This is a genomic window from Bacillus sp. ms-22, assembly GCF_009759805.1.
Lineage (GTDB): Bacteria > Bacillota > Bacilli > Bacillales > Bacillaceae > Bacillus > Bacillus xiamenensis.
This window is the reverse complement of record NZ_CP046653.1, coordinates 1,775,055-1,788,817: the sequence shown is the minus strand read 5'-3', so window position 1 is coordinate 1,788,817 and position 13,763 is coordinate 1,775,055. Positions and strand designations below refer to the sequence as shown.

The 13,763-nt window shown below is 40.6% G+C and carries 14 protein-coding genes and 1 riboswitch; of the genes, 2 read left to right on the top strand and 12 right to left on the bottom strand.

Annotation, left to right across the window (positions count from 1 at the left end):
• Positions 1–15: 15 nt before the first annotated feature.
• From sleB to GPA07_RS09345, 11 genes are all read right to left on the bottom strand, one after another.
• Positions 16–924, bottom strand: coding sequence for a spore cortex-lytic enzyme (gene sleB / locus GPA07_RS09395; protein ID WP_008361250.1), 909 nt, complete (start codon positions 922–924; stop codon positions 16–18).
• Between the two features lie 133 nt (positions 925–1,057).
• Positions 1,058–1,714: a glutamic-type intramembrane protease PrsW gene (gene prsW, locus GPA07_RS09390; protein WP_008361249.1), complete on the bottom strand. Its 657-nt coding sequence runs from the start codon at positions 1,712–1,714 to the stop codon at positions 1,058–1,060.
• A 154-nt stretch (positions 1,715–1,868) separates the two neighbouring features.
• Positions 1,869–2,840 (bottom strand): YpdA family putative bacillithiol disulfide reductase, encoded by a 972-nt coding sequence (locus tag GPA07_RS09385; protein WP_008361248.1) that lies wholly within the window; start codon positions 2,838–2,840, stop codon positions 1,869–1,871.
• A gap of 124 nt (positions 2,841–2,964) precedes the next feature.
• Entirely contained in the window at positions 2,965–4,239 is a 1,275-nt protein-coding gene (locus GPA07_RS09380; RefSeq protein WP_007500982.1) for a Glu/Leu/Phe/Val family dehydrogenase, read from the bottom strand.
• Between the two features lie 196 nt (positions 4,240–4,435).
• Complete coding sequence (locus GPA07_RS09375) at positions 4,436–5,014, bottom strand: genetic competence negative regulator (RefSeq protein WP_008361247.1); 579 nt, start codon at positions 5,012–5,014, stop codon at positions 4,436–4,438.
• Between the two features lie 164 nt (positions 5,015–5,178).
• On the bottom strand, positions 5,179–5,967 hold the full coding sequence (locus tag GPA07_RS09370; RefSeq protein ID WP_008361246.1) for a metallophosphoesterase: 789 nt from the start codon (positions 5,965–5,967) through the stop codon (positions 5,179–5,181).
• Between the two features lie 86 nt (positions 5,968–6,053).
• On the bottom strand, positions 6,054–6,506 hold the full coding sequence (locus GPA07_RS09365) for a DUF2663 family protein (RefSeq protein WP_008361245.1): 453 nt from the start codon (positions 6,504–6,506) through the stop codon (positions 6,054–6,056).
• A gap of 61 nt (positions 6,507–6,567) precedes the next feature.
• A complete protein-coding gene (locus GPA07_RS09360) occupies positions 6,568–7,326 on the bottom strand; it encodes a LysM peptidoglycan-binding domain-containing protein (RefSeq protein WP_157292435.1) in 759 nt (252 codons plus the stop codon).
• Positions 7,271–7,912 (bottom strand): CPBP family intramembrane glutamic endopeptidase, encoded by a 642-nt coding sequence (locus GPA07_RS09355; RefSeq protein ID WP_071168999.1) that lies wholly within the window; start codon positions 7,910–7,912, stop codon positions 7,271–7,273. The genes GPA07_RS09360 and GPA07_RS09355 overlap by 56 nt, the downstream gene beginning before the upstream one ends.
• Positions 7,909–9,417: a RecQ family ATP-dependent DNA helicase gene (locus GPA07_RS09350; RefSeq protein WP_157292433.1), complete on the bottom strand. Its 1,509-nt coding sequence runs from the start codon at positions 9,415–9,417 to the stop codon at positions 7,909–7,911. The genes GPA07_RS09355 and GPA07_RS09350 overlap by 4 nt, the downstream gene beginning before the upstream one ends.
• Positions 9,410–10,462, bottom strand: a complete 1,053-nt coding sequence (locus tag GPA07_RS09345; protein WP_008361241.1) for a YpbB family protein — start codon at positions 10,460–10,462, stop codon at positions 9,410–9,412. Before GPA07_RS09345 ends, GPA07_RS09350 begins: the two co-directional genes overlap by 8 nt.
• 268 nt (positions 10,463–10,730) lie before the next feature.
• Here GPA07_RS09345 and GPA07_RS09340 point away from each other — a divergent pair, with 268 nt between their 5' ends.
• Complete coding sequence (locus GPA07_RS09340; RefSeq protein WP_008361239.1) at positions 10,731–10,979, top strand: ferredoxin; 249 nt, start codon at positions 10,731–10,733, stop codon at positions 10,977–10,979.
• A gap of 33 nt (positions 10,980–11,012) precedes the next feature.
• Here GPA07_RS09340 and GPA07_RS09335 read toward each other — a convergent pair whose 3' ends face one another.
• Positions 11,013–11,597 carry a riboflavin transporter FmnP gene (locus GPA07_RS09335; protein ID WP_034739409.1) on the bottom strand — a complete coding sequence of 195 codons (585 nt, stop codon included), beginning with the start codon at positions 11,595–11,597 and terminating at the stop codon, positions 11,013–11,015.
• A gap of 146 nt (positions 11,598–11,743) precedes the next feature.
• A riboswitch (FMN riboswitch) is annotated at positions 11,744–11,876 on the bottom strand.
• Between the two features lie 287 nt (positions 11,877–12,163).
• On the opposite strand from GPA07_RS09335, the gene serA reads away from it, so the two are divergent.
• The gene (serA, locus tag GPA07_RS09330) at positions 12,164–13,738 is read left to right on the top strand and encodes a phosphoglycerate dehydrogenase (protein WP_157292431.1); all 1,575 of its coding nucleotides are present in this window, start codon (positions 12,164–12,166) and stop codon (positions 13,736–13,738) included.
• The last annotated feature ends 25 nt before the right edge of the window (positions 13,739–13,763 follow it).

Below are 13,763 nucleotides of genomic sequence, written 5' to 3'. Positions count from 1 at the left end.
TATTTACACCTCTTTTTATTCACAGAAAATATGTTTCCCGATCCGTTTAATTTGTGGTCTTCCCCAAATCCATGGGCTTGTTGCTGTATCAGGATTAAAGTAATAGACGGCGCTTTCAGATGGGTCCCAGCCATTAATGGCATCAAACACGGCCTTTTTAGCGGTTTCATTTGGCGTCATATAAAACTGTCCATCTGCCACAGCTGTAAACGCAAGCGGTTCAAAAATGACACCAGCGATTGTATTTGGAAAGGTTGGGTGGTTCAAACGATTTAAGATGACGGCAGCAATAGCCACCTGCCCTTCATATGGTTCACCTCTTGCTTCACTATAAACAGCTTGTGAAAGAAGCTGAATGTCATTGCTGGAAAAACCACCTGGCATGTTGGCTGCGGTTTGTTTCGGCGCTTGATTTGCCTGCCCATTTCCAGACTTCCCAGATGAGCTGCTGCCTCCGCTTTGACTTGTTTGATTCCCTTTTGCTCCTTGTGCTGTCTTTTTTTGCGTGTTTCTTTGCGCAGGAGCCTTTGTTTGCTGATCAAGGGGTTTCCCTCCATAGTGCGTAAACTGATTCCCTTTTTGCAGCTGCTGCTGTACAAACTCTTTATAGTATTTCGTCTTTTGAACTAATAGGCTTTTTGTTTGTTCCCCTACGAGTCCATCAACTTTTTTTACACCAAACTGGCTTTGGAAGTTGCGAACGGCCCAGTACGTGCCCCAGCCATATACACCATCAATTTTGCCGTTGTAAAAGCCATTGTATTGAAGCCTTGCCTGCAGCTCGACTACATCTTCTCCTGTAGCTCCCCGCTGAATCACTTGATTAGTGAAAGCCCCACTTTTTTCAGCTGTCATCAGTGAAGATGCGAGAAGAACGATTGAAAAGATAAGGACGATTTGTTTCATGAAACGAGCTTTGTCCATATTTGATCCTCCTGTACTTTTGATGTTTGAATATATGTTTCTTCCGATCCCTATTTTTATACATTCATCACAGGATTGAATTGGATGAAAAAACAAAAAAAACGCCCTAATGACATATAGGACGTTTTTCGATTTACATTTGTACCATCTTCACTGCACGGGCTTTTTTGGCTTTCCGTAGACCAAACCACCATAAAAAAATCATGAAAGGCAGCATAATATATCCCCAATTTTTCATGCCAAGAAGAATGAAGTCATATAAGCCATGAAAAAGGACAGGAAGTATTAAAGAAAGGATCAGCCATTTGCGCTGCTCTTTTTTTTCAGAGAAACGAGCTTTACCTATATAAAACCCCATCACAACACCGAATAAAGCGTGACTTGATACAGGCAACAAGGCCCGTGTAAACGCAAATTCTACCCCATGAACGACTAAGTATAGAATATTTTCAAGTGTCGCAAATCCAAGTGAGACACTTGTTCCATAGACAATCCCGTCATAGTGTTCATCAAACTGCACATGTGCATAAACGCTGACCATTAAAATAAACCATTTTAATGATTCCTCTAAAAAACCCGACGTCACAAATGAAATCAAGATAGGATTCGTGGCAATATGTTCCTCTTGGAGGACATACTGAATAAACATGGTTGGAAACACAAGTATGACACCTAGCATAAAAGATCTGATGACCATGTGAACCGGCTCATTGTCGTATTGATCTTTCAAATAGAAATAACTTAAAAGTGCGATGCCGGGAGCTAAACCTGCTGAGATGATTGCGATCATAATCAGACCTCTTTCCCTACATTATCCTTTATTATCGTACCATGATTTTCCGCTTTTTTATATGACTCGAGCCCATTTTCCACAAAATATTTTTCTATATAATCCCATTTTACCTAAAAAGAACTGAATCCCTTAAAAGGATCCAGTTCTTTTTTTACCCGTTGATTCTTTTGTTGATTTCTTCTGCAATCAGCCCGCCATGAAATCTTCCATTTTCAATGAAAATTTCGTTGGCATTATTTCCTGCTGCAATGACCCCTGCAATGAAAATACCTTCTACATTTGTTTCCATGGTTTGTTCATTAAATGCTGGGCGGCCTGATTCTTGATCAATCGTGACACCCATTTTTTCTAAGAATGAATGATCGGGATGATAGCCTGTCATCGCAAATACAAAATCACTTTTCACACGCTCTATTTGACCATGTTGATTTGTAAAGACAACATCTTCTTCTGTGATTTCCTTGACCTCCGCACCGAACTCCATTCGAATGGTTCCATTTCTGACAAGTGCTTCAAACTCCGGTAAAATCCAAGGTTTGATGCTGGAGGAATATTCAGTCCCTCTATACAAAACCGTGACCCTGCTTCCGCATTTCACAAGTTCTAGGGCGGCATCGACGCTAGAGTTCTTCCCGCCGATGACCGTCACATCTTTATCAAAGTACGGGTGCCCTTCTTTAAAATAATGATACACATGAGGAAGGTCTTCCCCTTTGACATTCATATAGTTTGGGTGATCATAATACCCAGTAGCAATCACGACATAGTCACATGTATAGTCGTCTTTTGATGTACTCACGGTAAAACGGCCGTCTTTTTTCGTCACAGCGTTTACTTTTTCAAAGGCATTCACACGCAGGTTTTTTCGTCTGACCACCTCTCGGTAATAGGAAAGCGCCTGAATGCGAACAGGCTTTCGGTTTTCAGTAATAAAAGCGACATCACCGATCTCAAGCTTTTCACTTGTACTAAAGAAGGTTTGGTGTGTGGGATAATGATAAATACTGTTGACCACATTCCCCTTTTCAATCACAAGTGCATCAATGCCGATTTGCTTGAATGCGATGGCAGCTGATAAACCGCACGGGCCGCCTCCTATTATGATCGCTTTTTCTTGTTTCATTTGTTCCACTCCTGTCGTTTCACTGCAATAACAATTGCTGGGCTGTTTGATTCTTTGTGCCATTACATAAAAAAATCTCCTATTTAAGGATAGGAGATTTTTAGGCGTGATGCAAATAAGCCGCTTAAATCCAGCCTCTGAATCGAGAAGCTTCAGCCATTTTACGTACGCCGACCATGTATGCGGCAAGACGCATATCAATGCGGCGGTTCTGCGCCATTTCATAAATATTATTAAATGATTTCACCATCATATCTTCTAAACGAGTTTCGACTTCTTCTTCAGTCCAGTAGAACCCTTGGTTATTCTGCACCCATTCGAAGTATGAAACAGTTACTCCACCCGCACTTGCAAGTACGTCTGGGACAAGCAGTACACCGCGATCTGAAAGAATTTTTGTTCCTTCCAGTGTTGTCGGTCCATTTGCTGCTTCTACGACAATTTTAGCTTTAATGTTTGCCGCATTATCTTCTGTAATTTGGTTTTCAATGGCTGCTGGTACTAAGATATCGCAATCCAGCTCAAGCAGCTCTTGGTTTGTAATTGTATCGTTAAATAATTTAGTGACGGTTCCAAAGCTGTCACGTCGGTCAAGCAAGTAGTCAATATCTAGACCATCTTCATCATACAAACCGCCGTAAGCATCTGAAATTCCTACGATTTTCGCTCCGGCATCATACATGAATTTAGCCAAGTAACTTCCCGCATTTCCGAATCCCTGTACGACAACACGAGCCCCATTGATGTCAATCCCTTTTTTCTTCGCCGCTTCTTTGATGCAGATCGTCACACCTTTTGCAGTTGCAGTGTCACGTCCATGCGAGCCTCCAAGAACAATTGGTTTTCCTGTAATAAATCCTGGCGAGTTAAATTCATCAATTCTAGAATATTCATCCATCATCCATGCCATGATTTGAGAGTTTGTAAATACATCTGGCGCTGGAACATCTTTTGTTGGCCCAACGATTTGACTAATTGCGCGAACATAGCCGCGGCTTAGTTTTTCAAGCTCTCTGAATGACATTTCTCTTGGATCACAGATAATACCGCCTTTTCCTCCGCCATAAGGAAGATCCACAATACCACATTTTAAACTCATCCAAATCGAAAGCGCTTTTACTTCTTTTTCAGTAACGTTTGGGTGGAATCGAATTCCGCCTTTTGTCGGACCGACAGCATCATTGTGCTGCGCGCGATAACCAGTGAAAATCTTCACCGATCCATCATCCATACGTACTGGGATTTTGACCGTTAATAGACGAATTGGCTCTTTCAGTAATTCATACACTTCTTGCGGATAGCCCAATTTGTCAAGCGCTTTATGTATGACGGTTTGAGTTGACTTTAAAACATCTAGCTTATCTTCTGCGTTATGAGCGGCGTTTTGATCGGCTGCCATTAAAATAAACCCCCTAGAAATCTTTCATGATCTACTGCTCCCTTTCAAGCAATAGTATACACCTTCGTACTGGTAAAGCAAAGGTAAAAAGCGTTTTTTATCAAAATAAAATATCAGCGTTTATAAATATAAAAAAGGATATAAAAAAATACTGTTGTTTCAACACAACAGTATTAAATATAATAGAAAAGAGTGATTAAAAATACATTTGAATCGTTTTCACTGCATCCTCCTGCATGATCACTTTTCCATACTCTTTTAGCCGGTGAATGGTTAATGTCGTAGGAGATCCGAACTCCGCTAAAATGGAAATGACCGTATCAGCAGACAGTTCTTCAAAATCATCTAGGCTGAGAAAATATTGACCTTCATAATGGTAAACTGTCCCCCCTAAAAGTCCAATACGACTTAAACTATGGGACAGTTGAATCACATCTTCAAACGAAGCAAATTGATAGAGCACATGCTTACTCTCGTCGAGCTTGACTTGCATCTCAATGTAATCTTCATCAAACTCATCATCAGCATCTTCCTGCTGACTCTTTGTCACAATGACGACCATCCCCTGCGCCTGAAGAGAAAATACTTCAACTGCAATCGGTCCATTCGCTTCAAAACCGAGCTCCTGATTCGCTTCGTTCATCATGTCTTTAAATAGCTGATGAACTTTGAACGAATCTTTCCAAAGGTCTTCTTTCGTAAGACCTCGGTCTGTCAGGTCATCTAGTGTGAGAAAAATTTTGATTTTATTATAATTCAGACGCTCCAGTCGCATAACGTTCCCTCCTGCCTCTTCTAACACACATCATACTGTAGTATATGAGATGATGAGTCATAGGTTCTTAATTTTGTATTCAGTTTACACTGTGTCAAGACGGAAGACAAGCATGAAGCGATGCTTAAGGTGACTTTTATGGAAAATATTGAGGGAGCATCAAGTTAGCGAGTTTTTAGCGGCATTAAATAGATCAGATGCGTTTCTGGTTCTGCCCCAAGTCGCATTGGAATTTTTGTTGTTCCATAGCCATTGCTAATCAGAAAGAAAGCGCCTTTGACCTGGCCAGTTCTCCCTTTTTCATACGGTCCAAATTTCCCGATACGGATTTGTCCCCCGTGGGTATGACCGCTTAGCACAAGATCAATGCCCTCTTCTTCACTCATCAAGTGATGCACATCTGGATTGTGTGATAAGAGAATATTCACATCTTCTTTAACAAACTCCGGTCGAATCGCTTCATAATCTGCTTTTTCAAGCCGAATATCATCAATTCCGCCTATTTTAATGGGCTGGCCTTCAAAATTCCACACAGCCGTTTCATTTTGCAATGTCGTGACATGATAGGAATGAAGGATCTCTTTTAGCTTTTGCTGATGGAGCTCATGATCATTGTTGCCCCAAACAAAATACACCGGCGCCATTCTTGATAACCGCTTCACATTTTCTTCAACCCTTGCATAAGGCACACCTTTTTCTGCTAAATCCCCACCGATCATAATGACATCTGGCTGCTCCTGCTCTACTTCTGCCAATAACGTCTCACTAATTAGGCGGCGATGCGTATCAGAAATAAAGAAAATGACTGCGGGTCTATCTGATTGAAGTGCTTCTATTGTAAAGTAATGCTTTTTGATGTTGTTTTGTTTTGCCGTTTTCATCATTTTCGCTGTTACACACACACCTGTCGTAACAGCCGCTATGGCAGCAGTAAATCCGATGGCATATTTCATTATGAATGACTCCCTTTTATCATCTTTCTTTCATAAGACGCTTGAATGAAAAAAGACGTTTCAACTATTAAACGTCTTTTTCTCATTTATTTACTTTCATAATAGAGATTGATGTCATATTGCTTCTGCATGAAGTGAAAAACGGCTTCACGCTCTTTCCACTGGTTTGATTGAGGCCATAAATCTGTGCTTTTTTGTATAATCTCACATCTGAGCTTATGATATTCATCCTCAGCCTTTTCTTCTTTTTTCTTATAATAATATGATGCGTAAAACGCAAACACTTCAGCCATGATCCAAAACAGAAACACCTCATGACCGAGCAGTGTGGCAATCATCGCTTCTGGCTCTAGAGAACCCCCAGTATTCGCTGTTATCACAAAATAAAACAGAAGAATCGCTAAAGATAAAAGGGCTGTCCACTGCCACCTTTTGCACTGTTTGGCAAAGCCCTCGTATTTGTGCTTTCTTTTGATCAATGTCTCAATCATTTTCTGTGTTGGCTGATCCATATAGCGGCTGATTGCGTGTAATGTCATCACATACACCCTGTCCCTTTTTTCTACATATGTATGTGCTTGTTCATTGATTCATGTCAGATCATTCATTTTCTAATGGAATATTCAGCACTTGTCCGCTGTATACACTATTTCCTTTTAAATGATTATAAGCTCTAATCTTCTCTTCACCCGAACGGTTCTTATAATACTTCATGGAAATTCGGTACAAATTCTCTTTAGGACCAACAGTATGCTGCACAACACGAACTGACTTTTCTTCCTGCTTCTTTTTCTCTTCCGCTTCTTTTCGCTTTTTCTCTTCCTGCTGCTTTTGCAAAGCCAGCTGCTGCTGCTCACGTTTTTTTGCAGCTGCGGCCTTCTCGCGCTCTGTCTTCTCTTTAGCAGCTTGTTCTTTTTTCTTTTGCTCTGCTTTTTCTTTTGATCGCTGCTTTTCTTCTTCTGCCTCTTTCTTTTTCTTCTCATCGTCAGACGCCGCTTGATCAGCGCCCGAGTCATTTTTTGTTTCAGCAAGTGCGGTTGGCACTGGGTCTGTGTCAGCACTTGAAGTTTTATCGATATATACACCTTGATTGTTGTGATCATTGATTCCGTTTGACGCATAATACATCAAAAGAAATAGCACAGTGACGACAATGATAGGAAAGATAATAGCAAGTGTCGTAAACAGTGGATTACGTACTTTTTTCGTGCGCTGCTTTTTATATTCATGGAAATCTTCTCGTGTAGGAAAGTGAGAGTCATCTGAAGGATGCACTTTTTCCTCAAGGATTTCCTCTACATCATCATGGATGTTTGTCAGCTGCTGCTTTTTTCTCTTTATTCTCGACATCTCTTCCATGTTCATCCCTCCCCCAATATTTAAAACGAATTTGACAAGCAAAGACTAAGTCAATGACAAAGTGTGTCATGACAGGAACAAATAAATTCCCCGTCCACTCGTATAAAAGTCCTAAAAAAATACTAATAGAAACCACAAGGATAAACAAGAGTATTTTTGACAGGTAGCGAAAGTGGAGAAGCGCAAACACCATGCTGGCAATCTCAAGTCCAAATTGCTGCTGAACGATCCCTCGGAATAGAATTTCCTCTGAAAAGGCAATGAGCAGTGTTAACCAAACAATATGCAGTACGCTGCGGTTTTTGAACATTTTCTCATTTAATCCGCCATCATCATACATATGAGCCGGAAACACCTTCATGACAATGACATCCACAATTATGACAAGTAAGGCGCCGCCAATTCCATAAGTGAGTATCCGCATATCATGCATCTGCCAAAGTGCCGTAAAATCAGTCCAATGATCAAACATAAAAATGCCTAATAAAAAAGAGACAATCAGCATGAGCAGCTGCGTGAAATACAGCTGTTCTACTACTTGTCGATCGGTTAATTTTTCAATAATACGGCGATGTTGTTCAATCAATGCTGCGCCTCTTTTATCAGATGAAACATACGCTCCAGCTCGGTCTTCCAGTGTTTCATTTCATTCAGCTCCAATGGTTGATCTTTTTTTTCATAATCCGACAGGTCAAGTCCGCAAGAAGAGCAGCAGTTGCCAGAGGAAGACCCCTCCGCTTGATCAAGCTGTTCGTCAAAGTATGATAACAGAGATTGTCTAAAGCAGCTATGATCAGTGATTCGTTCTTTAAACTGCCACACTTTTTTGAGCTTTTCTGTTTGTCTATCCTGCAGCTTTTCTTTCAGATTCTCCAAAAGCACTCGAGGCTGTTCAGATTGGTGCATCATGTAATAATGTGTCAGCATCCTCGCACGCGTCTCCTGTAGCCCCGCTTCCATCAATCGTTCACGTAATTTTTTTTCATCATTTGTAGGCACCTGAGATAATTGAGCCAAGAAAAAATCAATTTCTGGATCGTCAAAGCCTTCAGCTTGAATCAAATGACTTTGAATATCGGCATCCTCTTCTGTATATAAAAGAACACTCACACTACTTTTTCCGTCCCGTCCCGCTCTTCCAATCTCCTGCATAAATGCTTCTATTGATTGCGGCGGGCTCATATGAATCACAAACCGTATATCTGCTTTATCAATTCCCATGCCAAAGGCACTTGTACAGCAAATCAGATCAATTTGACCGCTGATAAATTGCTGCTGAATCAGCATGCGGTCTCCTGCCTCCATTCCGCCATGATAAAACTCTACACGTTGATGCGTTTTTTGTTTAACCAAAAGAGCGATATCCTCTGTCATTTGCCGGGTCGGGCAATAAATCAGGCCAGGTCCTTGAATGGTTTCCACAAGCTCAAGTGCTCGTTTTTCTTTTGTTTCTTTCGTTTCATGCACTTCCTTCACTAGCGCAATGTTAGGCCGGTTCACTGAGTGAATATGAAAGTCTGGCTGCTGTAGCCGCAAAGTTTGCACAGTATCCTTTAAGGTCTGCTTTGTCGCAGTTGCCGTCAGTGCTAAGGCGATAGGATGACCTAACGCTTCTCTCCATTCTCCGAGCTTGGAGTATTCAGGACGAAAATCATGTCCCCATTCTGATATGCAGTGCGCTTCATCGACGACAAATAGACCAACATGCATCGATTTGAGCTGCTGCAACAGCGCATCTGACATGAGCGCCTCAGGTGCGACAAATAAAAATTTATATGATGGCAGATGCCGAATGATATGTCGCCTTTCATGAAAAGATAGTGTACTGTTAAGCGCCGCCACTCGCTTTTCACCGCGCATTTTCATTCGCTCCACTTGATCCTCCATAAGCGATAAAAGCGGCGAAATAATGAGAACTAGCCCCTCTGTCATATAGCCGGGAATTTGATAGCAAAGTGACTTACCGCCGCCAGTAGGGAGCATGGCAACTGTATCTTTTTGATGAAGTACACTTTGAATAATATCCTCTTGCCCCACTTTAAACGCGCTATAACCAAAGTATCTCATGAGTGTCTGATGAAGCTTATCCATTTGCTTTCACCATCCTTGTCAGTGCCAATCGTATTTGAAAATAAGTAAATGGATGCTCGAGGTTTTCTTTGATCAGCTTCAGTTTATTCGTTTGAAGCTGGAAGGCTATCTCATGGATCGCCTGCTGCTCCTCGCTGCTGACATAAGGTTCTATTGAGAAACTCGGCTCATGGATGGACAGCTCCACAATATGGTCTTCAATCGTTGCCTTTTTTAAAGAACGAATGTGGGCTATTTGATCAATACTAAACCCTTTTTGCACAAGCTCAAGTGTTTTGTGGGTGGAGGTGGTTAGCACACGTTTGAATTCAAGGTCATCTATCATACGCTGCATGATCGGCGCCTCACCTTTTTGTGCAGATTGAATAAAATAATGGAGCACATTCCAAAAAAGCAGGTAAACATACCACACATCTTCTTTCAGCCATTCAGCCATTTGCTGGTACGTACGCCCGATTCTTTCATGTGAAGTCAATGAATAGACAAAGAGCAGTGCCTCTTGATCACTTAAACGATCAAGGAGCGTATCAAGTTCATGATGCAGACCTTCAGAAAGCTCTTTCTTCTGGCGGAAGTGTTTTAAAAACGATTTCGTCCAGCTTTGAACCGATATATCCCTTTGAATCGGCACATATTGATGTGATTGCGCCGCATGATGGGAAAGAACTTGAACAAGTAAAGACAACCTCACCCATAGCATCTTTGCTTTATCATGATACTTGGCACCGTGAAAATAAGGGGGCATCGGTTTTTTAGAAAAATGCTGCCTTAGCATATACTTTCCTGCATCTGTGACAATGAATGTATCCCCTGTTTTTCTGATGAAGTGTTTCTCTTGAAGCTTTTGCACAGAGCGATTCAATTGATCCCGCGTAAAACCCGGAAAACAGCCGAAGTAGCTGGAAAGCTGAAACAAACTTGCATCCTGTATCGTTTGTGATGATTTTTTCCCTTTAAAAAGATGGTAGACAGCACTAATGGAGCGTTCGCCGTTCAATTTATGTACGCTGTCCATCAACACGACATCCAAGTAATGAATCGTCATTCATCAAAGCACCTGTCTTCCTGACAAAATTCGAATATTTTCTCCCTTTATTTTAACAGATTTCATAGAAGAAGAAATGTTTAAACTCAATTAATGGGGGAAAGTTATGAACAAACCCTTATATGATAAGCATTCTCAATCACTTTACAGTTGAAATGTGAATTTAAAATCATTACAATAAGGTTTGAGGAAATTGTTTTTTTATCGGTGAAACGAAACAGGTTAAACCATTTGTTCCATCGAACAATCTGGGAGGTATTTTTTTAACATGGCAAAATATACAATTGTAGACAAAGACACATGTATTGCTTGCGGCGCATGCGGTGCAGCTGCTCCAGACATTTATGATTATGATGATGAAGGCATTGCATTTGTTACACTGGATGACAATCAGGGGACTGTAGAAGTTCCAGAAGTGCTTGAAGAAGATATGCTTGATGCATTCGAAGGATGCCCAACTGACTCAATTAAAGTTGCGGACGAATCTTTCGATGGTGACCCACTTAAGCATGAATAGTATAAAAGCCCCTTATACAGGGGCTTTTTTATATTAACTATTTTGAAGTCGTCGTTTATTTTCAAACCATGGACGCATTTTCACAAAAATGAAGCTAAATACGATGGTAATGATAATTCCTTTAATAAAGTTAAAAGGTAAGATCCCAGCTGTAATGGTCGTTCTGAGCGCATGATCTGAAAGCTCAGGTGCATTTAAAAACCATGTGTAAGCGGGAAGGAATAAGAAATAATTTAAAATACTCATCATGACAGTCATGAGAAGTGTTCCCATGATCATTGACCATGCCATGCCTCTTGCTGATTTGATTTTTTTGAACATAAAAGCGACGGGCAAAATGAATAATGTGCCTGCAATGAAGTTGGCTACTTGCCCAACAGGAACACCGGACATACTGCCCTGGATGAGGTAATGCAGTACATTTTTTAAAGCTTCAACGGCAATCCCTGCACCCGGCCCATAAATTAAAATCGCAATAATCGCCGGAATATCGCTAAAATCAATTTTTAAATACGCTGGAAGCCCTGGAAAAGGGAAATCCAATAAAATTAAAACAAACGAAATACTGCTAAGCATACTTGTTACGACTAATCGTTTTACTCTACTTTGATTCAACATTCTCTCTCCTTTTCGATCAAATCTTTCGAAAAGAGGATTGTTCAATTTTAGCCACAAAAAAACCGCTCTGAATACGTACACAGGAGCGGGAAATTTAGGCTACACAAATAAACGTATAAACAGACATGTTTTCAACGTTTATGAACCTCCATCTTCTCCCATCCAGACTATACTGTCGGCTTCGGAATCACACCGAATCCTGCCAAAAAAGGCTCGCGGGCTTAGAGACAATGCCTCATCACCGCCGGTAGGGAATTACACCCTGCCCCGAAGATTGATCATTATTCAATTCGACATCATTATATATGATATATGAGCATTTGTACAGATAAAAATCCTGAGCAATTTCATCAGTTTTAAGAAATCGTAAAAAACGTAAAATTTATAATGACAAATGCGTATAAATTGGTTATCTTTTGTTTAAAGGTGTTCATTCTTTATAAAGACACCAATAAATGTTCGTGTTTTCTTTTTCGCTTTACTGCTTTAATTTGATTGACACAGTGAAAAGGAATATGGTAAATTATCAGATATTTATGACGTTTATTTTAGGAGGAAATCTTACGATGTTTCGAGTATTAGTCTCAGATAAGATGAGCAATGATGGTCTTTTACCACTTTTAGAAGCAGATTTTGTTGAAATTGTCCAAAAAAATGTAACAGAAGCCGAGGATGAATTACACACGTTTGATGCCTTACTTGTCAGAAGTGCCACTAAAGTGACAAAAGAACTTTATGAAAAAATGACTTCATTAAAAATTGTGGGCCGTGCCGGTGTGGGAGTCGACAACATTGATATTGATGAAGCAACAAAACACGGCGTCATTGTCATCAATGCACCAAATGGAAATACGATCTCAACAGCAGAGCATACGTTCGCCATGATCTCATCTCTCATGCGCCATATTCCTCAAGCCAATATTTCTGTTAAATCAAAAGAATGGAACAGAGGTGCATATGTCGGTGCTGAGCTTTATGGAAAGTCACTTGGGATTGTTGGTTTAGGCAGAATCGGTAGCGAAATCGCTCAGCGAGCAAGAGCATTTGGTATGACTGTAAACGTGTTTGACCCGTTCCTTACAAAAGAACGTGCAGAAAAAATTGGTGTCAATGCAAAATCACTCGATGAAGTGCTCGAAGTATCAGATATTATTACTGTACATACACCATTAACAAAAGAAACAAGAGGACTGCTCAATAAAGAAACGATTGCAAAAACGAAAAAAGGCGTTCGTCTAGTGAACTGTGCACGCGGTGGTATTATTAACGAAGCTGACCTTCTTGAAGCACTTGAAAGCGGCCATGTCGCAGGGGCTGCACTCGATGTATTCGAAGTAGAACCACCTACTGATAATCCGCTTGTGGATCATCCAAACGTCATTGCAACTCCGCACCTTGGTGCATCTACAAAAGAAGCGCAATTAAATGTGGCGGCACAAGTATCTGAAGAAGTGCTTCAATTTGCAAAAGGACTGCCTGTCATGTCATCTATCAATCTGCCAGCGATGACAAAAGACGAGTTCAAAAAAATTCAACCGTATCATCAATTTGCAGGAAAACTTGGACGTCTTGTCTCTCAATCCATGAGAGAGCCTGTAAAAGAAGTGAGCATTTCCTATGAAGGGTCGATCTCAAAACTCGAAACATCGTTTATTACAAAAAGTCTTTTGTCTGGCTTTTTAAAAGAGCGTGTAGACTCGACGGTCAATGAAGTAAACGCCGGGATGGTAGCAAAAGAACGCGGCATTAGCTTTAGTGAGAAAATTTCTTCTAGCGAATCTGGTTATGAGAATAGCATTTCAATTGAAGTCAAAGGTGACCTTTCAACCTTTACTTTAAAAGCAACCTATATTCCGCATTTAGGGGAACGCGTCGTCTCTATTAATGGATTCAATATTGATTTTTACCCTGATGGACATCTAGTCTACATTCAGCATACAGACGCACCTGGTGTGATTGGTCAAGTAGGTAAGATTTTAGGCGACCATGATGTGAACATTGCGACTATGCAAGTAGGACGTAAAGAAAAAGGCGGCGAAGCCATCATGATGCTTTCTTTTGATAAGCATCTTGAAGATAAAATTGTCCAAAAATTAACTGAAGTGCGTGATATTCTTTCTGTACGTCTGATCGACCTATAAAAACGATCGTAAACCTCATGCTTTT

Excerpts from the sequence above, each read along its gene's own strand:
- GPA07_RS09340 (WP_008361239.1), top strand. The coding sequence starts at position 10,731 with ATGGCAAAATATACAATTGTAGACAAAGACACATGTATTGCTTGCGGC.
- GPA07_RS09335 (WP_034739409.1), bottom strand. The coding sequence starts at position 11,597 with ATGTTGAATCAAAGTAGAGTAAAACGATTAGTCGTAACAAGTATGCTT.
- sleB (WP_008361250.1), bottom strand. The coding sequence starts at position 924 with ATGGACAAAGCTCGTTTCATGAAACAAATCGTCCTTATCTTTTCAATC.
- GPA07_RS09370 (WP_008361246.1), bottom strand. The coding sequence starts at position 5,967 with ATGAAATATGCCATCGGATTTACTGCTGCCATAGCGGCTGTTACGACA.
- prsW (WP_008361249.1), bottom strand. The coding sequence starts at position 1,714 with ATGATCGCAATCATCTCAGCAGGTTTAGCTCCCGGCATCGCACTTTTA.
- serA (WP_157292431.1), top strand. The coding sequence starts at position 12,164 with ATGTTTCGAGTATTAGTCTCAGATAAGATGAGCAATGATGGTCTTTTA.
- GPA07_RS09375 (WP_008361247.1), bottom strand. The coding sequence starts at position 5,014 with ATGCGACTGGAGCGTCTGAATTATAATAAAATCAAAATTTTTCTCACA.
- GPA07_RS09365 (WP_008361245.1), bottom strand. The coding sequence starts at position 6,506 with ATGACATTACACGCAATCAGCCGCTATATGGATCAGCCAACACAGAAA.
- GPA07_RS09345 (WP_008361241.1), bottom strand. The coding sequence starts at position 10,462 with ATGACGATTCATTACTTGGATGTCGTGTTGATGGACAGCGTACATAAA.
- GPA07_RS09360 (WP_157292435.1), bottom strand. The coding sequence starts at position 7,326 with ATGGAAGAGATGTCGAGAATAAAGAGAAAAAAGCAGCAGCTGACAAAC.
- GPA07_RS09385 (WP_008361248.1), bottom strand. The coding sequence starts at position 2,840 with ATGAAACAAGAAAAAGCGATCATAATAGGAGGCGGCCCGTGCGGTTTA.
- GPA07_RS09350 (WP_157292433.1), bottom strand. The coding sequence starts at position 9,417 with ATGGATAAGCTTCATCAGACACTCATGAGATACTTTGGTTATAGCGCG.
- GPA07_RS09380 (WP_007500982.1), bottom strand. The coding sequence starts at position 4,239 with ATGGCAGCCGATCAAAACGCCGCTCATAACGCAGAAGATAAGCTAGAT.